Annotated in this window: 15 protein-coding genes; 8 read left to right on the top strand and 7 right to left on the bottom strand. The window is 56.4% G+C overall.

The window, feature by feature from the left end; genetic code table 11:
* Positions 1–41: 41 nt before the first annotated feature.
* From GOV88_RS18160 to GOV88_RS18135, 6 genes are all read right to left on the bottom strand, one after another.
* Positions 42–1061: a hypothetical protein gene (locus tag GOV88_RS18160; RefSeq protein WP_171241306.1), complete on the bottom strand. Its 1020-nt coding sequence runs from the start codon at positions 1059–1061 to the stop codon at positions 42–44.
* A 184-nt stretch (positions 1062–1245) separates the two neighbouring features.
* On the bottom strand, positions 1246–2661 hold the full coding sequence (locus tag GOV88_RS18155) for a S8 family serine peptidase (protein ID WP_171241305.1): 1416 nt from the start codon (positions 2659–2661) through the stop codon (positions 1246–1248).
* 2 nt (positions 2662–2663) lie between these two features.
* Positions 2664–3272 carry a hypothetical protein gene (locus tag GOV88_RS18150; RefSeq protein WP_171241304.1) on the bottom strand — a complete coding sequence of 203 codons (609 nt, stop codon included), beginning with the start codon at positions 3270–3272 and terminating at the stop codon, positions 2664–2666.
* Complete coding sequence (locus GOV88_RS18145; protein ID WP_171212538.1) at positions 3269–3823, bottom strand: RNA polymerase sigma factor; 555 nt, start codon at positions 3821–3823, stop codon at positions 3269–3271. Before GOV88_RS18145 ends, GOV88_RS18150 begins: the two co-directional genes overlap by 4 nt.
* A 2-nt stretch (positions 3824–3825) precedes the next feature.
* On the bottom strand, positions 3826–4959 hold the full coding sequence (locus GOV88_RS18140) for a hypothetical protein (RefSeq protein ID WP_171125611.1): 1134 nt from the start codon (positions 4957–4959) through the stop codon (positions 3826–3828).
* Between the two features lie 10 nt (positions 4960–4969).
* Positions 4970–6790 (bottom strand): hypothetical protein, encoded by a 1821-nt coding sequence (locus GOV88_RS18135; protein WP_171241303.1) that lies wholly within the window; start codon positions 6788–6790, stop codon positions 4970–4972.
* A gap of 339 nt (positions 6791–7129) precedes the next feature.
* Between GOV88_RS18135 and GOV88_RS18130 the strand changes: the two genes are divergently transcribed.
* Positions 7130–8098, top strand: a complete 969-nt coding sequence (locus GOV88_RS18130) for a DUF3137 domain-containing protein (RefSeq protein ID WP_171126745.1) — start codon at positions 7130–7132, stop codon at positions 8096–8098.
* A 249-nt stretch (positions 8099–8347) separates the two neighbouring features.
* On the opposite strand, the gene GOV88_RS18125 is transcribed toward GOV88_RS18130, so the two are convergent.
* Entirely contained in the window at positions 8348–9745 is a 1398-nt protein-coding gene (locus tag GOV88_RS18125) for a pyridoxal-dependent decarboxylase (protein WP_171241302.1), read from the bottom strand.
* Positions 9746–10429: 684 nt separating this feature from the next.
* On the opposite strand from GOV88_RS18125, the gene GOV88_RS18120 reads away from it, so the two are divergent.
* From GOV88_RS18120 to napA, 7 genes are all read left to right on the top strand, one after another.
* On the top strand, positions 10430–11401 hold the full coding sequence (locus GOV88_RS18120; protein WP_171125604.1) for a glycosyltransferase family 2 protein: 972 nt from the start codon (positions 10430–10432) through the stop codon (positions 11399–11401).
* Positions 11398–12927 (top strand): hypothetical protein, encoded by a 1530-nt coding sequence (locus GOV88_RS18115; RefSeq protein ID WP_171241301.1) that lies wholly within the window; start codon positions 11398–11400, stop codon positions 12925–12927. Before GOV88_RS18120 ends, GOV88_RS18115 begins: the two co-directional genes overlap by 4 nt.
* Complete coding sequence (locus GOV88_RS18110) at positions 12924–13679, top strand: class I SAM-dependent methyltransferase (RefSeq protein ID WP_171241300.1); 756 nt, start codon at positions 12924–12926, stop codon at positions 13677–13679. Before GOV88_RS18115 ends, GOV88_RS18110 begins: the two co-directional genes overlap by 4 nt.
* 8 nt (positions 13680–13687) lie before the next feature.
* Positions 13688–14611 carry a hypothetical protein gene (locus tag GOV88_RS18105; RefSeq protein WP_171241299.1) on the top strand — a complete coding sequence of 308 codons (924 nt, stop codon included), beginning with the start codon at positions 13688–13690 and terminating at the stop codon, positions 14609–14611.
* Between the two features lie 247 nt (positions 14612–14858).
* Positions 14859–15287, top strand: a complete 429-nt coding sequence (locus tag GOV88_RS18100) for a ferredoxin-type protein NapF (RefSeq protein WP_371808267.1) — start codon at positions 14859–14861, stop codon at positions 15285–15287.
* The gene (locus tag GOV88_RS18095) at positions 15284–15571 is read left to right on the top strand and encodes a chaperone NapD (protein ID WP_171125594.1); all 288 of its coding nucleotides are present in this window, start codon (positions 15284–15286) and stop codon (positions 15569–15571) included. The genes GOV88_RS18100 and GOV88_RS18095 overlap by 4 nt, the downstream gene beginning before the upstream one ends.
* Positions 15572–15573: 2 nt before the next feature.
* Positions 15574–18066, top strand: a complete 2493-nt coding sequence (gene napA, locus GOV88_RS18090) for a nitrate reductase catalytic subunit NapA (protein WP_171125592.1) — start codon at positions 15574–15576, stop codon at positions 18064–18066.
* The last annotated feature ends 42 nt before the right edge of the window (positions 18067–18108 follow it).

Genomic DNA, 18108 nt, shown 5'->3' with positions numbered 1-18108 from the left:
GCCCCCTCGTTCAGAGGGGGCCGATCACTCGTTAAGATAAATCAGTTCAGTCGAAGTGTCTTGGGCTTGCTTCCGCCCGACTGGACCTTGAAGCCGCCAATACCCGGGCTTTTGCAATTCATCGAATATTTGGCACCGTTCGACTGGAACTTGGGCGAGACACCTTCGATTTTCACCCAACCGTTTTCCGGACCGTTGCCGTTGGGAATATCCCAAGTGTGCTGCACCACGGCGATCTTGTTGGCTGCTGTCTTGGCGGTAAAAACGTTGCTTTTCTTGCCAGTGTTATGCACGAACCGATACTTGATCTGTGCGTTGGCCGTATTGGTGGAAATAGCGGTCGTGGTCTTGATTTTGCAGGCCCCGTTGGGCGGCGCAATTTCAGTCAGTTTCATCGTAGCCTTCTTTACGGAAACCGGCTGGGTATAGCCTTTGACGCCACCCGCGGCCAAAGGCACGCGCGGCCCAGAGAATTTGCTGCATACGATCTTGACCGTCTTCGGTGCAGAATATTCCCAGATTTGGTTATTGGACCCGGCACCTGACGCTTCGACTGTGGTTTTCAGCGAAACCTTAAAGCTCACCTCGTGGTTTGAGCCAAAGATTTGCTTATCCGATTTACCCTGGTTGCGCAGGACAGTTGCTTTCATTTCGCACATGCTGACAGCCGCGGATTCGATCGTGCCGACGCTAAGGGCGAAAGGCCAGTTATAGTCGATGGATTTCGGACGATTGCCGACCGAATAAGAGACAGTCTTCTTGTAAAACGACGTGCCCTGAACCTTGGCCGCGATACCGAAACCATGGGTGATTTCAGGCTCCATGGTCCATTTTTTGATCCGCCCTGCGGTGCCGGTGTCATATTTGAGATTGGCACCTACTACGAATTTTCCGTTCAAATCCAACTTGGTATAATTCTGACCGTTGCTGAGAACTTTCAGCGAGGTCGGGTTTGTGTTGGTAACAGTCGCCACACCACTGTCGGCCGAGGCCACGTGCGGCAGGGCGGCAAAAATGCCAGAGATCAGAGCTACGGTTTTGATACTGGTTACGGTCTTCATAATCTTAATTCCTTCAGCTTTCTGTTTGCTTGTGACTGTCTGTCGTTTGGCACCCGAGAAAGGTTCAAATTTTTTTGAGGGCCTGTTCGAATTGCGCCTGCGGCGTGAGATTAAGGTTCGGACGTATCTGGCAGATGTCCGGCAGATGTTTGGAATGTATCGACTTTGTCAGAGCCTTGTGCGGTCAACACCCGCCGGATTGCACAAGGCCATAACCAAAACGCGTATCTCGGCCTGATGAACCAAGATCAACGGCTGTCTGGCGCAAGATGCGTCGCGCTTTGTCCAGAGACAGCCCGCCGCGGGATGCGTGTCGGGCCAGCAAAGCAGTCACAAGCGGAGCGGCGTAAGATGTCCCAGACCGATAACCGCCGCCTTTCGCTGTAATGACCCATAAGTCGACCCCCGGCGCGGAAAACTCGATATGAGGGCCCTTGTTTGCCTTGCCATAAATCCGGCGGGCCGCGTCCACTGCTGTCACGGCAATGGTATCGGGGGATGCCGCTGGCAAACGCGGCGCGTTGCTGCTGTCATTTCCGGCGGCTGCAACCACGACCATGCCACGCGCGCGGGCTCTGGCAAGCAATTCAGCAAACACCGCGTTAGGCGCGCCTGACATCGACATGTTGACCAACTGAACATTGCGTGCGCGTAGCCAGTCCAGACCCGTGGCAATATCTTCCAACCGTGCACCTTCACGGCCTTTGTCGCGACCAAACGCTTCGGCCGCAAAAATCTCTGAACCCGGTGCCAGGCCGACAATCCCGCCTGAGCCATTCCCGGCGATTAACCCAACGACTGCCGTAGCATGGTCGGTTCCCGTGGGCCTGAGCCCCGGCGACAGCACAGACTGACGCTGGATGCGCTCGCCGGCAAGCGCCGGGTGTCCCGCCTGAACAGGGCCGTCGATTACTCCGACCCGCACGGCGCGCCGAAGAGCGCAGGATTGCTCAGGAGGATCTCCTACCATCGCGGCAGCATAGAGACGCGGCGGGGCCGCGAACCCGTAAATATGATGGCGGTCAACGTCAGCATCTGGCGAAGGGATCGTCAAAGCAGCGCGCGCGTCTGCAAGTGTCAGCCCTTGGGGGAAAGCATAAAAGAGTATGACCCGGCCCATCTGGGGTAGATTTCGCCGGCGCAAAAGCTGCGCCCCGCGTTCTTGCAACACATCCCTTGCCGCTTGCTCTTGCCGGGCTGGGACCAGAACCGTGTATTCCGGTGACCCATCCGGCGCAGGCACCATGTCACGCGCTGCGCGTTCTGTATTGCGCTGGCGTTGCGCGCAAAGCGTGATGGGCCCAAGGTCTCGTCCGGTTGTTCCACGGATAGCCCAGACGAGGCGATAAGTTTCACCTGCCCGAAGCCCGCGCGACGGCACCGCGATCGTGACTTGGCTGGGTGACCAGCGCAGCACCTGCATCTTCAGGGTCTGGCCCCGGCTGGTCGCGAGAATGTCACTGGGTCTTGCACCAAAATCGCGGGCTTCAATTCGGATGGAATCTCTGGGCTTTACGCATCCCGTGGCAATGATCCGAAAGTCGTCGGCCTGCGCTGCAATCGGAAAAGCAAGCAATAGAAGGAGCATGAAAATACGCATGATCAATCCCCTCCCTCGACTTCGACGCTTTCCACAATCCCCGTTGCGGCGTTTAGACGTTCCAATGCACGGGCGGCGGCGTCTTCGTCTTTCGCGGCCAGCGAGTACAGACCCAAAGCCGATGGCCCGGACACGATGGTCAATTCCAGTTCCAGCAAAAGGGCGCGGATTTCTTGTTCGGTGGCTGTCGCGGCAAATACCACTGTTAGGGTTGGCCCAGCGTCCAGAGATTCAGGGCCACCATCGGCCAGCTCGACATCTGGTCCAGTGTTCAAATATGGCAACGTCACCTGAACGGCCAGCAAAGCCATTGCTGCAATGGCCGCGATTTTCCAAAGGCCGGGTTTTGTTGCTTTTGGCTGCGTCACGGTACGATTTGCATCTACATCCCGCATTAGCCTTGCCAACCCAAACTCACCCGGAGAGGTCCCGACTTCGGTCGCTTGCATTTGAATCCGCGCCGCTTTCAACGCAGCCAGTTCCGCCTGCAATTCGGGATTTGCGGCCACTGCGCGTTCAATTGCGCGGCGTTCATCACCTTCCAACGTATCATTTGCAAGAAACACCAGCAGGCTCTGGATTTCATCGTCATCCCTATTTGGACCGGTCATGTCGCTGCCTCCTTCATTCGACCTGACAGGCAGCGCAACAAAAGCTTCTTTGCGTGAAAAATTCGCGTCTTAATCGTGTTTTCAGGGGCGTCAACCACGCGCGAAATCTCGCCGTAACTCATGTCTTCGTAGAACGCGAGCTCAATGGCGCTGCGGTGATCGGCCTTAAGCCCCTCAAGACAGAACCGAAGATGTTCGGCCTCTTGCGCGGCGGCAAGGCAGGCCACGGCATCAGGCCCTTCATCGACCTGCTCGGGCAGGTCATCGCTGGGCGAGATACGTTTATGTTTTCTGAAGTGATCCATTGTCTTCCTGTAGGCAATTCCAAATACCCAGGTCTTGACAGCAGACCGACCCTCGAATTTACCGGCCGAGCGCCAGACTTCCATGAAGACCTCGTGAAGTATGTCGCCCGCTTCGAATGGATCGTTCATTTTTGAAGCAATAAATCTGTAAACCGGCTTTTCCAGCGCCCGGTACAACCCGGCCAAAGCGGTCTTATCCCCGCCCGCGACGGCCTGCAGCAAGGCGTTCAGTTGCGCGTTATTCATGGCTATTGCCTAAGCTGCAAAACAGGTTGCTGGCTTGGCGTAGTGTTCAGGCCACGTACCGAAGACACAGCCAACAGGTTCCCTGCAGAGTCAAACGCAGCAACTCGCCAGCGCAAAACCCTGACCTGACGCAAGCGATCGAGCGTGAAATCCTTCAACCGCGTTGACCGTTCACTGGTATCCAAAGCGGCGATCTGTTTTGGCGCAAGTCCGCCAGCACCCGAGTCCAGAAATTCCAGACGATAGAGGCTTGCGTTGGGAACCGGTTGCCAACTGAACACAGTCGCTGCACTAAGCCCCGCGCCCGGTTGGGGCGCCGAGAGATTTAGCATCGGCTTGGAGGCTGGATCCGGCGTTTGCGGCTCAATGGGCACGGCGGTGACCGTATAGCGCAGATCGGGAACGGATAGCGTAAAGCTGCCTCGCTGTCCGGGCGAGGGTACGAACCGCACCCTGTAGATTCCGGGCCGATCTACCGGCAGCGGCGGGCTCTCGAATGTGGCGCGCCGCGCGCCTGCCAGAACCTGACGAACTCTTCCGACGACACGGAAATCACCCGCGACGTCCGACGGACCGGCAACCTCCCACGCGCCGTCAAGGATGCCGCGTCCGTTCGTAGTCAACTCAAGCCGGGCCGCCAATTGCGTGCCGCTGGGAACCACACGGAAAAGACTGTCGTCGTCAAAGGCAAGATCAGCAAAACGCACGGCCAGTGGACCGCCACTGGTCGCTTGCATGCGCAAGGTTGCGGGCGCTGAGGTTCCGTTGAAATCCGTGAAGCTGCGGGTCAGAACGGCGTTGCCCGCCTGCGCAATCCGCGCCGCTGTTGTCCGGTCAACAACAAGCCGTTCGGACAGTGTTACAAAGATCAGACCACCGCCTGGATGCTGCACCGTTCGGCGTAGCGGGCCGCCAATAGTACCGCCGGTGCTGAGTTGCGCGCCGGGCGAAGTGACCGTAACGGCTCTTGCTGCTCGCGAGATTACCCCGACGCGCCAGTTCAAGGTTATTGCGGATTCACCCGACCCATTGACGCGTGCCGTCGGAGGATTGACGGAAACCGGCCCCGCTGCATGAGCCAAGCCGCACAAAAGGGACAGGACAAAGCTGAGTATGAGTGTTGGCAGAAATCGCATACTCCGCCTCCTACCTAAAGAAATTAGTTGTTGCGCGCAGGGTCAGGCCGACCAGCGTATCCTCGTCCCCGCCGCTTTCGCTGGCATAGGGCCCGTCGGCGCGGCTTGCGCTTAGAACCAGTTCGGCTGTGGGGTGGAACCGCCACGCCAGTTCGGTTGCATAATACTCTCCGTCCAGCGCAAAGGGTTCATCAGTGCGCGTTATGCCGGTATCCAGCCGAAAAATCAGATCATCCGGCCGCAGCGCATAACTGAAGCCCAAAGTGGCTTCGTACCGCTCCCAAGTGTCAAAATCGCCATCCACACGTGTGTAGCCCGCAGTGCCATTCACATTGGCTCGGTCGTTGACGCCATAGTCGAAAGCTGCATTCAAGCTGCGGCTGTCGGTGTCTATATCCAACACCCCCTGATCATCTTCACGGATGCGGACATAATCCAGTGACCAATTGCCGACATCCCCCAGCTTGTCGAATCCCACATACAAAGTTGTTGAGGTATAATCCTCGGGCGGGGGTGCCGCGTTGGGGGTCGTCAGCCGATCCTGTTCGAGGTAGCCACCCCCAAAACGCAGGGCTGTACCCTGCCAGAACCCCTCGCCCTGTAAGTCATAGCGGAGGTCGGTCAGGACCTGCGAAATCCGATCTTCGGGCCAGCCGGATGGCCCCCCGACATTGGTTTTCTGGGTATCGGCAAAGATATTGAGGGCGAACCGGTTGGCGCTGTAGTCCATCGTTAGTCGCCAGGTTTCGGCCCCGACTGCAACACCGGGATTGGCGAGCGAAAAGTAGTCCTGATCCACTTTTTCATAGCCCAGACCCACGGTTAAAGCCCGGTCACCCGCGTCCGTGTTCAAAACGTCGTAGCTTAAGTGGGACAGAACCGCGTTTGCGCTGGTTTCAGGCAATGGGCCGCCGTCATCTTCGTCCCAATCGGTCTGTGACCAAACTGACCCATAATACAATCGCCCGCCCAACAATGTCCCGTCCAGCGAAAGCGACGAGCCTTGACCGGAACCTGTCGCGCTGCCGCCATAGGGATCACCATCGCCGGTATAGGTTTGCACGGACACTCTGAAGTCCTGCGTGGCAAAAGGTTGGAACGCGAATCTTGCCCCCTGCATGCGGCTGTCTTCGTCCGCCAGCCCTGTGAAGTTGGCGGCCCCCAATGCGTCGGCACTTTGCGACGCGAAGGCCCCCAGTTCCACGCGCTGATCTAACAGGCCCATGTCGACCGATAGACCACGCCGGGATACATCACCTACCAGCGCGCGATCATAGTCCAGCATCTGATGGCCCAATCGCCCAGTTAAGTTTGTGGCACCCAGCGTGCGATTGAACTCGAACAGATACTCGGCAATATCTACCGGGTTTTCGGTGACCCGCTCGACGGGGCGCGTCGAGCCCAGATAACTGACTTGTCCGCGAAAACTACCTTCTTCATTTTCCACGCCAAATGAACCGCTGCTTGAGGCGTTTGCAGCTTCGTCGCTGTTGAGAGATTGGATGCTGGCCTCGTGACTGGCGTCAACGGAAACCGTCAACCGGCTGCGGGCCGTGGTCAGGAAGCTGTAACTGGCGATCGGCACAAAGCCGTCACCCTCAAGCAGATAGACGGTCACATCGTGGAACTCACCCGCCAAAGGGGTTACAATGTTCAGAACAAGCTGTCCATTCTCGACCGCCGCGACATCGGTCATGTCGATGCCGTCAACTTCGATTGCCACCTCTCCGGTCAGGCTGGAAATGTCGAGTGGCAGGTAAAGCGTTTGCCCGGTTTCCAGCGTCCCAAGATCTTCAATCAGATCCTGCGCGGCTGCGAGGGTGGTCGCCATGGCCAATCCACCGATGCACAAAAAACACCGGACTTTCTGTTTGAATTGCTGCCGCAAAACTGCGCCCTCGTCGTCTTGTCGCAGTGCAACGCCCTATGCGGCGAAACTGCCTAAAATATTGTTTTGCTAAGGATTAGGAGAGAGCAGTAACGAGACAAGCCACTGTAATGTCTCAATTGTTGCTGTTGTGTATCAGCTTGGGTCACGCGCTAAGCCACACAAGGCTTTGGTGCCCGCGCAACGTGTCTGACAGGATACAATTGATACACCCGCAGGGATATTCCGAAGGCTCTGCCCAAAGTAAAGTCTGCACGTACCCAGACTGCAAAAGGCATGGTGATGGCTGAATACGAGTTTGTTGAAAGCGCCCCGTTCGAAGCGGGGTTTGCAGAAGTGTATGAATGGCAGATTGCCCCCTTTTTGCGCGGCAAAGAGGAAGAGCGCCAAGCCGCGATCTCGCGCAGCATGGTCTGGGTAAAACTTATTGGCGCTGTCTCGGTCGTTCTGGCTGCTTTGGCATCGTATTACGTCCACCCGCTCCTTGGTATATTTCCACTGGGGTTTGGTGGCGGTGCAGCGTTGATTATCTATCTCGAACGCGGAAGCCGCATCAGCAAGGACGTTTCGGGTTTTGTGCGTCCTATCTTGTGCAAGTTTCTGGGTAACATGGACTTGCACGCACAAGTTCCCGCAGACTTTATGCCAGTAGGCCGTCTTGTTGCCCTGCAGATTTTACCCAAAGCCGAGCGCATACGCGAGGATACCGCCATCACCGGAACATGGCGGGATACAAACTACAAGCTGCTGAAGATGAGCTGCTCTGAAAGCTATCGCGATCACAATGACGACCGGAAATACAGAACCCTGTTCGCCGGAATCGTGCTTGAGATCGACTGCCCGGTCGACATGCCACGCACTGTGTTCGTCAAGGATTTTGGCGAGACCCTGAATAAGCTTTATTCCTGGGCGTCCCGTAATACCTTGCCAACCCATCGCTGGGATTTGGGTCTGGAAGATGCCGAACAGGTTTTTGAGGTCTACACTGACGACCCGGCCCAACTTGGTCAGTATCTTAAACCTCAATTCGCTTACACCTTGACGGACATTGCAGGACGGTTTCAGGGGGGGAAGGATTACTGCGCTGCGGCCTTTTCTGGCAGGCGGTTCTATCTGGCACTCAGCTTGCCGCATAGCTTTTTGGGGTTTGATGTCGCCGGCGCCCCCCTGAGCGAAGCTAATGACAGCATCCACCGCGCTTTACGCGATCTGATGACGCCAAGGCAGATCATTGACGCCCTGCACGCCTGAGGGGTGTGGCGTTGGCTTCGCCTGTGCTTTCAGGCAAACGCAATATCGACTGAGCCGAATGGACTGAAATCAGCATGGAATTTACTTCCCGGAGGGCATTTGGCCGGGCTCAACGCCCTGTCCGCATTGCGAAGCTCTGCGCCCACCCTGACCTATCACACTCGCCATCTCGCCTTGATAATCCAGCGTGTGATTTTCCAGTGACCGCACTAAAATAGGTGTGACCGCCCGCGGTCAAGGTCGCAAGCTTCAATTCAAAGCCTCCCAAACCTCGCTGATCACATCAGCAGCCATCAACACATCATTCCGCGTCGTATCGAATTGCCCCACCTGAAAGCGGATGATTTTGCGGCCGTCGAACATGCCCTGCGTCAGATAAATCCGACCATCGTCATTCACCGCATCCACCAGACGTTGTTGCATCACGTCGTCACCCGGGCAGCGGAACGAAAACAGGCTCAGGATGGGTCCCGTCGTGATCTCGAACCCGTCCATTGCACCGATTGTGTTGGCAAGCTCATTTGCCCAAACAACATGGTTGCGAATTCGCTCGCGCAGGCCATCCAAACCGTAAGAGCGCAGCAGGAACCAGATTTTCAACGCCCTGAACCTGCGGCCCAGCGGAATGGTCCATTCGGAATAGTTCGTGACCTCGGCCCCTGTGGTCTTCAGGTATTCAGGTTCGATTTTCAAAGTGTTGAGTTGCGGTGTTGCGTCCCTCAGAAACTGGATCGCGCAATCGAACTGGGCGCCAAGCCACTTATGTGGGTTAAAGACAACACTGTCATAGCGATCCGCTCCGGCCCACAACGCTTGACGGAACTCGGGGCAGATCATGGCGGACCCGGCCCAGGCAGCGTCAAGATGGGTGTATAGGTCATGCTTCTGCGCGATATCCGCAACGGCCATCAGATCATCGCAGGCCCCTACACCCGTACCCCCGGTGATCGCGATGATCCCGGCCGGAACGTGCCCGGCGACTAAGTCGCTTTGGATCGCCGCCTCAAGCGCGTTGGGATCAATCGCGTAAGTTGACCCCAGCGTCGGCAATTTGACCAGATTGTCTTGCCCGATCCCGGCAACCCAGCAAGCCCGGTCAATGGACGAATGCACCTGATCCGAGCAGTAAATCCGCAACGCGCCTTTAGTATTCAACCCTTCACGGTTGCCGGTAAACCCGGTGGCGCGCTCTCGCATGGTCAACACCGCCGACAAAGTGGCCGAAGACGCACTGTCCTGAATGACGCCTGTCATGCCAACAGGCAGTCCAAGCGCCTGGCGCAACCAATCGACCATCACGGTTTCCACCTCGGTCGCGGCGGGCGAGGTTTGCCACAACATGCATTGGGCTGCGATTGTGGTCACCAACATCTCGGCCAACATCGAGGGTGGCGCGGCGTTGGCTGGGAAATAGGCAAAGAAACGCGGGTGCTGCCAATGGGTCATTCCCGGCATGACGATCCGTTCAAAATCGGCTATGATGGTTTCCATCGCCTGCCCCGAGTCTGGCGGCGACGCGTCAATCTGGACGGCAATATCCCCCGGGTTTGTTTGCGCCCGGACTGGGCGATCCGACAGGGTTTGGTGATAATCGGCAGCCCATTTCGAAATGTGCTGCCCCCAATGCGAAAATTCATCCCAGTTCATCAATTCGCCCTTGTGTCGCCCGCTGATCAACTGGACATGACCTCTGCGGCAGTCGTTGTATTTGTAGCTGAAAGACTTCGGCCTAGACCTATAAGCCTATATTGGCCTGACCCGTTCCGGAACTGCCAAAATGGGGCGTTTAGATATCAATTGCGCCCTTGCAGCTGCCCAACCCACGGGCACCAACAAAAGCGCCGTATCGTTCATCGCGCATTCGCCGGCGCATTTCTTGGCTTAATCGGGAAGAACCCGAGACCGAGCCAGTGCACTTTCCGAAGCTGTTCTGGCACAGTTGCCACCTGGCCCAAATAAACAGCGCGTGCATTTGGTTGATTTCAAGCAGGTCAAAGTGGCTGTTTCTTATGCAAAGCAAGCAAACAGGTCCGTGTTCTGAAGGCGTTTAACACATCAGTGGTAGACCAGAGCACCTCCGCCTGCCTCTAATGTTCTAATAAACTGTCGGACCATTCAGGTGAAGGCAAGGGCAGGTGAAAGGCTGATTGGCAACCCTGTGTCATTCGACCAGCATGAGCAAAACAACGGTTTTGTTTAACGCATTGACTGACATCTGCTACTGATTGTTGCGTGAATTTTAGAATCAATGGAGAAGTTTACACCACTTCCTCCTCCATCGGTTAGCCCAGTTTCTGCGGGTTCTTGTGACTAGTGTGAAGGTAAATCAGTTTGAAACTCATAGTTCAAATTCCCTGCTACAACGAGGCAGAGACCCTGCCGGCGGTCCTTGCCGATATCCCAAAGGAAATTCCCGGCGTAGACAGCATTGAAGTTCAGGTTATCGACGACGGGTCCACCGACGGAACATCAGAGATTGCGCGCGAAAACGGGGCGACATATGTGCTGCGAAACCGCGGCAACAAGGGCCTTGCCCGAAGCTTTCAGGTTGGAATTGATCACGCGCTGCAGGCCGGGGCGGATATCATCGTCAACACCGACGGAGATAACCAGTATTCCGGTTTGTCCATTCCCGATCTCGTGGCGCCGATATTGCGCAAGGAAGCGGACATTGTTGTCGGCGATCGCAAACCCGGCGAGAACGCTGAATTTTCCACATTGAAGCGCCTGTTGCAGCGGTTCGGAACGTCGGTCGTGCGGCGGCTTGCCGGGATTGACGTCACTGACGCAGTATCTGGATTTCGCGCATACACCCGTGAAGCTGCCCTGACGATCAACGTCATGACCAAGTTCAGCTATACCACCGAAACCCTGATCCACGCAGGGCAGACAAACCTGAAAATAGCGTCCGTTCCCGTCAACGTGAATCCCGTCGAGCGCCCCTCGCGCTTGTTCACGTCGATGGGTGGATTTCTGCGAAAGCAGGCGACAACAATCCTTCGCAGCTATACGATGTATCGACCTCTCAGCGCCTTTTTGACAATCGGCCTGGTGATGTTGATCATCGGAACAATCCCGGTTCTGCGGTTTCTGTTCTACTATTTCGCCGGTGACGGAGAGGGCCGCGTACAGTCCTTGATCCTGGGCGGCGTTTTTATTCTGGCCGGCTATATCACCATGATCATCGCGCTTCTCAGCGACGCGATTGCAACAAACCGGCGCCTTACGGAACAAGTCCTGAGCCGAATGCGGGAACTGGAACTGCGTATCGACACAAATAATCGTGGGAATGGATCGACGTGACGGATATGGGCGCGGCAAACGCCCCGTTTGCCGGGGGCAAACGTATTCTATGGCTGATTTCAGTTTTGGGGTCCGTCTATTTCGGTTTTCTTGTGATTTCTTCGTGGACCTTGTTCGACCTCAAACCTTTTGGCTGGCAGATATATGACGCTTATTATGCTGCGATTTTGGATGGTCGGTTTGACCTGCCCGCCCGCGTGCTTCGCTACGAAGGTCACTATACCGCAGACGGAACGGGCTATCTCTATCATGGCGTTGCGCCGCTTCTGACACGCTTTGCCTTTGGCTGGGCTTGGCCGTTCGAGACCTTCCCCATGAACGGCTTTTCGATCTGGTTTTGGGCCGTGGTCGGAACGCTGGGCTGGCAGCATGTTCTTGTGACCTTGGCCCGGACAGCAGGAGTTTCTGCGGATCGCCGCGTTTTGGTGCTGGCGCTTTGTGCCGCCTTGTGGGTCGCCGGGCCAGGTCCCGCCCTGGTCATCAACCTTTCGTTTTATCACGAACCGATTGCAGTGGCGTTTGCGATGTCTGGGCTGTTTGCTGCCGTTTGGACACGCGCGGCGCGCGGCGTGACACCAATGTCAGTGGCAGTCGTTTTGCTTGCCGTTTGCGCGATGGTCGCCGTGCACGCGCGGCCAAATGTGGCAATCGGGCTTTATGCCGGTGTCGTTTTGGCAATTGGACACGGTTTGTGGCGCGACCGTTCAGCCTTTCTCATCCCCGCGATCATCGCCATGGGGATTTTGGCCGCAGGCGGGTTCGGATATCTCGGGCTAAATGCTTTGCGGTTTGGGGATGCGTTGATCACCCATGGCAGCTATGAAGGCTCGCGCGTTGTATATGGCAACGTCTTTTGGGGAATAGAAACCAAGGACTCGATCCGCGCGGCAGCCTTCGAAGAGCATGGTCGTCTGAACCCATTACGCGTTGTTCCCAATGCAGCGTTTTACTTGTTCGACGTCCCTTCAGCATCTTTCCTGACCGGCCTGTCCGACTCGATTCTCGGTCTTTACCGGGCGGTAACGGAGCCGATTCTAGGCCATATCAGAGTTGGCGGCCCAAGAACCGGATTGGTTATGCTATGGCCGCTTTGGTGCCTTCTGGCGCTGTTCGGTATTCGCGCGGCTTGGCGCGACACACAAATGGCAGGGCTTGTGGTTGCGGTTGCGCTGTCGGCTATTGTGACATTGGCCTACGGCACGATCACCTTCCGATACCGCTTGGATCTTTGGCCAGTTATCGCAACACTGGCGCTGATGGGTGCTGTTTTCTGTATGCGACGCGAACCGGGCATAGCTGCAAAAGCCTGGATCGTTGGATTAGGTACGACGGCTTTTATTGTCGGAACTGCAACAACGACAGCGTCGGTGTATAAATATGCTTCTCCGCTCAGGGAAAGGCCGGGAGAATACTTTGAAAAGTGGTCCGAAGACGCCTGCCTGAAGCGCGCGGCCCAGATTGGTCTTACCGTCGAACAAGGTACGAAAACCTGCAGGTCGCATTCTTCGCTTGAGGACGCCGTATGACAAACGATCCACGCGCCACCCTTTCGAGGGCAGCAAAATCCGGCTACGTCGCAACGATGCGAGGCATCGCTTGGGGCCTGAACAAAACAAGCGTCACAGACTGGCTCTCGCGCCGGCATCATCGCGGCAGGGGGTATCATTGGGCGTCAAGCCTTATGGCAATCCATGACATAGATGGGCTGATCGCCCTGGACGTTCCCTGGTGGACCTATGATGCGATTGAAGTCGTCGACGCGTTCCTAAAAACAAGACCTGCCCGTGTATTTGAATACGGCGCGGGGGCCAGCACGATCTGGGCGGCGCGACGCTCGGCTTCTGTAACGAGCGTTGAGCATGATGCGGATTGGTACGCACGCGTTTTGGAACGGGTCCAGGGTCAGACCAATATCTGCCCGGTCGACCTGCGTTTAGCACCTCCTTCGAACGCAAAAGACGCCGCACTTTCGGACCCTATCTACCTGTCTCAGAAACAAGACATGCGCGGCCTGAACTTTACATCCTATGCATCGGAAATTGACAAGGCGAATGGCTCATACGACTTGATAATTATCGACGGTCGCGCACGCCAAGCTTGCTTGCGCCACGCTGCAAACCGGCTGTCACCGGGTGGAATGATTGTCTTCGACAACTCAAAGCGTGCCCGATATCGCGAGGCTATCAGTCAGTCCGGGCTTTCCGTCAATCGCTACCCCGGGCTTACCCCGTCGCTGCCCTATTCAGACGAGACGTCAATATTGACGGCTCATACCTGAGCCTGCCGATGGAAGAGAACACGCCCTTGCGCGCAGGCTTATGGTTCAGGCGCGGAATTCGTGTGGCTGGGGTCGTGTTGCTTGTCTTGTCACTGGGTTATATCGCGCTCGAAGTTCAGCGCAATTGGACAGAGGTTTCGCATTGGCGCCCAAGTTCAACGGAACTTGTCCAACTATTCGGCCTGACGCTTGTCTACATTTTGACGCTGTCCCTGCCTGCCGAAACCTGGCACCAACTGGTTGGCGTCTACGGCGCGGAACCCCGGCGGCGAACGTGGCGCTCTTTCGGGTTGGCGCAGATTGCACGCTATTTGCCGGGTAATGTGGCCCATCTGATCGGGCGCGCTATGGTCCTGCGCGACGGCCCGTTAAGCGCGAAACAATTGGGGCTGGCGACGCTGTTAGAATTAATTGCGATGCCAGCAGGCGCTGTTTTGGCACTTTTGATTGCTGCACTCGTCACTCCGGGGGTCGATCAAATCGCGCAAACAATTGGCTGGTCGGAAGACACAGTGCGGATTCTCACACTCATTTCTGCTCCCTTGTTGATCGCAGGTTTGTTCATCACCTCGCGAATAGCGGGGAATAGCAAGGAACTGACCCGTACTTTTTGCATTGTGGTGCCGATTTGCGCGCTGTTCATGCTGGGGCTCGGCGCAATTTTTGGAGCAATCGTCTGGGTAGTGGGTCAGGGCCCATTCCTTGTCGCAACTGTCGCGGGCATCTGTGCATGGCTGGTTGGGTACGTAACACCCGGTGCACCTGCTGGTTTAGGCCCGCGCGAGGCAGTACTGCTACTGTTTCTTTCGAATGTAATGCCCGCAAGCGGGCTGATCGTAGCTGTCGCCGTTTTCCGGCTTGTCACAGTCTCTGGCGATTTGGTCTGCTTTGCGATGTGTGCAGCCGTTCTGCGCAACGGCGCGCCAGCATAAGCCCCGCTGCCAAGTCTTACGTCGTTGCTCATCCTCTGAAATCCAACGCGCAGACCCTCTTTTTGTAGTTGAAATGCGATTTGGTTGAAAAATTGCTGCAATTTGAGACAATAAGCGGAATACTGGCATTAGGGAATCGTCTCTAGCCAGGTCAACCAGTATGGATCGAGTGACCAGCCGACGTGGGTTTCTGAGTGCCAAAATTCTCAGGGAGGACGGAAACATCGTCCGACCTCCGGGTGCTTGTGTGAGCGGTTTCGCCGATGCCTGCACAAAATGCGCAGAATGCGTGTCAGCCTGCCCGGAAGACCTGATTTCAATGGAACCCGGCGGCTACCCTGTTTTCAAACCAAACGATAACCCCTGCACGTTCTGTGGTGAGTGCACGCGCGCCTGCCCGACCGATGCTTTGGATATCGAACGCTTGGCCGACTGGCCCTGGCGGGCTGCGGTGCAGGCTTCAAGCTGCCTGTCCATGAACGGTGTAAGCTGTCGTATCTGTCAAGACAATTGCGACCAGAATGCGCTTCGGTTCAAACTACAGACAGGCGGGCGTGCCGAACCCGCGCTGGATTCCGATGCCTGCAACGGATGCGGGTCCTGCGTGGCGCTGTGCCCTGTCGATGCGATTATGCTGGAACGGCGCACCCAAGTTCAGATGGAGCCGATTCAATGAATATTTGTGGCTGCCTTACCCATGTTTCCCCGGCTCAGGCCGACGCTGCGGCGCTGGTGATGAATGAGATACCGGGCGTTGAAGTACATGCGCAAACAGCCGAAGGCCGGTTCGTCGTTGTTGTCGAAGACACGCCCGCGCGCCTAGCATCCGAGATCATCATGGACCTGCATCAGATCCCGGGGGTGCTCTCGGTCACTCTTACCTATCATCATTTTGAGGATATTGCGGACAACGTTTCGCGTCCTGATGCCCCAAGCCAAACCACCAGTCGGAGGCCATAGCTATGACTACATCAGAATCTCGCCGAACATTCCTTAAGGCATCTGCTGCCGCTGCAACAGCTTCTGCCGCTGGTATTCCCCTGGCCGGAGGTCAGGCCAATGCGCAGATTGGCATTCCAGACATAAGCTGGGACAAAGCGCCCTGCCGGTTTTGCGGGACCGGATGCACCGTCCTTGTTGGCACCAAGAATGGCCGTGTTGTCGCCACGCAGGGTGATCCGAAAGCCGAGGTGAACCGCGGCCTCAACTGCGTCAAAGGCTATTTCCTGTCCAAGATCATGTACGGCGAAGATCGCCTGACCCAGCCGATGCTGCGTATGAGAGATGGTAAATACGCCAAGGATGGAGAATTCGAACTGATCTCATGGGACGACGCTTTCGACATCATGGCCGAAAAGTGGAAAGAGACCCTAAAGAACAAAGGCCCCGAGGGCGTTGGAATGTTCGGCTCGGGTCAATGGACTGTATGGGAAGGGTATGCCGCATCCAAACTGATGAAGGCGGGGTTCCGGTCAAATAACATTGATCCCAACGCGCGACATTGCATGGCGTCGGCTGTTGTTGGGTTCATGAGAACCTTCGGAATTGACGAACCGATGGGCTGTTACGATGACCTGGAGGCTGCGGACACCTTCGTTCTTTGGGGATCGAACATGGCCGAGATGCACCCGATCCTATGGTCGCGTCTGACCGACACACGCCTGACAAAAGAAGGCTGCGAGGTTCACGTACTTTCCACGTTCGAACACCGCTCCTTCGAACTGGCCGACAACGGGATGGTTTTCAATCCGCAGACGGATCTGGCCATCCTCAACTATATCGCCAACCACATCATCCAAACGGGCGCGGTAAATGAAGAATTCCTGTCCAAGCATGTCAATATCACCAAAACTGACACTGATATCGGTTTCGGCCTGAGGGACGACAATCCACTGCAAGAGGCGGCGGCCAATCCGAACTCTGGCAAGCTGACCGAGATCAGTTTTGACGAATACGCAGAGTCGGTGAAACCCTACACCCTAGAATACACGGCCGAGCTGTCTGGTGTTCCGGCCGAGAAACTTGAACACCTCGCGCAGCAGTATGCCGACCCAAACCGCAAGGTCATGAGCCTGTGGACGATGGGCTTCAACCAGCATACGCGGGGCTCATGGGTGAACTCGCTGATGTATAACGTTCACCTGCTGACCGGAAAGATTTCCGAGCCCGGAAACTCGCCATTCTCACTGACAGGTCAGCCGTCCGCCTGCGGTACCGCGCGTGAGGTGGGAACTTTTGCGCATAGATTGCCAGCCGACTATGTGGTCACCAACCCAGAACACCGCGCGAAGGCCGAAAAAATCTGGAAAGTGCCCGCGGGCACAATTCCTGAAAAGGTCGGCTTCCACGCTGTTCAGCAAAACCGGATGCTGAACGATGGAGTGTTGAACGCCTATTGGGTCCAGTGCACGAATAACATGCAGGCGGCCCCGAACATGAACCAAGAGGGTTGGCCGGGTTACCGTAATCCCGACAACTTTATCACTGTGTCCGATCCCTACCCGACCGTAACGGCGATGTCTGCCGACCTGATCTTGCCGACGGCCATGTGGGTTGAAAAGGAAGGCTGCTATGGCAATGCCGAGCGCCGCACTCAGATGTGGCGGCAACAGGTTCACGCACCCGGCGACGCTAAGTCGGACCTCTGGCAGCTTATGGAGTTTTCCAAGCGGTTCACCGTCGAAGAAGCATGGGGAGAGGACTTTGTCGCCACGGCACCCGAAATGGCCGGGAAAACCCTGTACGAGGTTCTCTACAATAACGGCAATGTCGACAAGTTTCCGCTTAGTGAAATTCAGCCAGGGCACCCAAATGACGATGCAAACCATTTTGGGTTCTATGTTCAGAAGGGCCTATTTGAGGAATACGCCGAGTTTGGGCGTGGACACGGCCACGACTTGGCACCCTTTGAACGCTATCACGAAGAGCGCGGCTTGCGCTGGCCGGTCGTGGACGGAAAAGAAACTCTGTGGCGGTATCGCGAAGGCAGCGACCCCTATGTCGAGGCCGGATCCGAAGTTCAGTTCTACGGGTTCCCCGACAAGAAGGCCAAGATCATCTTCGCACCCTATGAGGCACCTCCGGAAATGCCGGATGAGGAATACGATCTGTGGTTCTGTACGGGTCGTGTCCTTGAACACTGGCATTCGGGCTCCATGACACGCCGTGTTCCTGAGTTGCACCGGTCCTTCCCTCTGGCCGTGATCTACATGCACCCCGAAGACGCCGCAGCCCGCGATTTGCGACATGGGCAGGAAATCAAAGTTTCCACGCGGCGCGGTGAAGTCACAAGTCGCGTATCCACCAAGGGGCGAAACAAGGTTCCCAAGGGGCTGATCTTCATGCCTTGGTTCGATGAAGGCCAGTTGACGAACAAGCTGACGCTTGACGCGACCTGCCCACTGTCCAAGCAGACAGATTTCAAAAAATGCGCCTGCAAAGTCGAGCGTGCCTGAAGCAGCGATGACCGCCCCAAGGCGGTCATCCAGCCAATAAAG

It is taken from the genome of Ruegeria sp. HKCCA5491 (assembly GCF_013034565.1).
Classification (GTDB): Bacteria; Pseudomonadota; Alphaproteobacteria; order Rhodobacterales; family Rhodobacteraceae; genus Ruegeria.
The sequence above is the reverse complement of the archived record's forward strand: the minus strand, read 5'-3'. Positions and strand labels throughout refer to the sequence as shown.

Excerpts from the sequence above, each read along its gene's own strand:
- GOV88_RS18160 (WP_171241306.1), bottom strand. The coding sequence starts at position 1,061 with ATGAAGACCGTAACCAGTATCAAAACCGTAGCTCTGATCTCTGGCATT.
- GOV88_RS18155 (WP_171241305.1), bottom strand. The coding sequence starts at position 2,661 with ATGCGTATTTTCATGCTCCTTCTATTGCTTGCTTTTCCGATTGCAGCG.
- GOV88_RS18150 (WP_171241304.1), bottom strand. The coding sequence starts at position 3,272 with ATGACCGGTCCAAATAGGGATGACGATGAAATCCAGAGCCTGCTGGTG.
- GOV88_RS18145 (WP_171212538.1), bottom strand. The coding sequence starts at position 3,823 with ATGAATAACGCGCAACTGAACGCCTTGCTGCAGGCCGTCGCGGGCGGG.
- GOV88_RS18140 (WP_171125611.1), bottom strand. The coding sequence starts at position 4,959 with ATGCGATTTCTGCCAACACTCATACTCAGCTTTGTCCTGTCCCTTTTG.
- GOV88_RS18135 (WP_171241303.1), bottom strand. The coding sequence starts at position 6,790 with ATGGCGACCACCCTCGCAGCCGCGCAGGATCTGATTGAAGATCTTGGG.
- GOV88_RS18130 (WP_171126745.1), top strand. The coding sequence starts at position 7,130 with ATGGCTGAATACGAGTTTGTTGAAAGCGCCCCGTTCGAAGCGGGGTTT.
- GOV88_RS18125 (WP_171241302.1), bottom strand. The coding sequence starts at position 9,745 with ATGAACTGGGATGAATTTTCGCATTGGGGGCAGCACATTTCGAAATGG.
- GOV88_RS18110 (WP_171241300.1), top strand. The coding sequence starts at position 12,924 with ATGACAAACGATCCACGCGCCACCCTTTCGAGGGCAGCAAAATCCGGC.
- GOV88_RS18105 (WP_171241299.1), top strand. The coding sequence starts at position 13,688 with ATGGAAGAGAACACGCCCTTGCGCGCAGGCTTATGGTTCAGGCGCGGA.
- GOV88_RS18095 (WP_171125594.1), top strand. The coding sequence starts at position 15,284 with ATGAATATTTGTGGCTGCCTTACCCATGTTTCCCCGGCTCAGGCCGAC.
- napA (WP_171125592.1), top strand. The coding sequence starts at position 15,574 with ATGACTACATCAGAATCTCGCCGAACATTCCTTAAGGCATCTGCTGCC.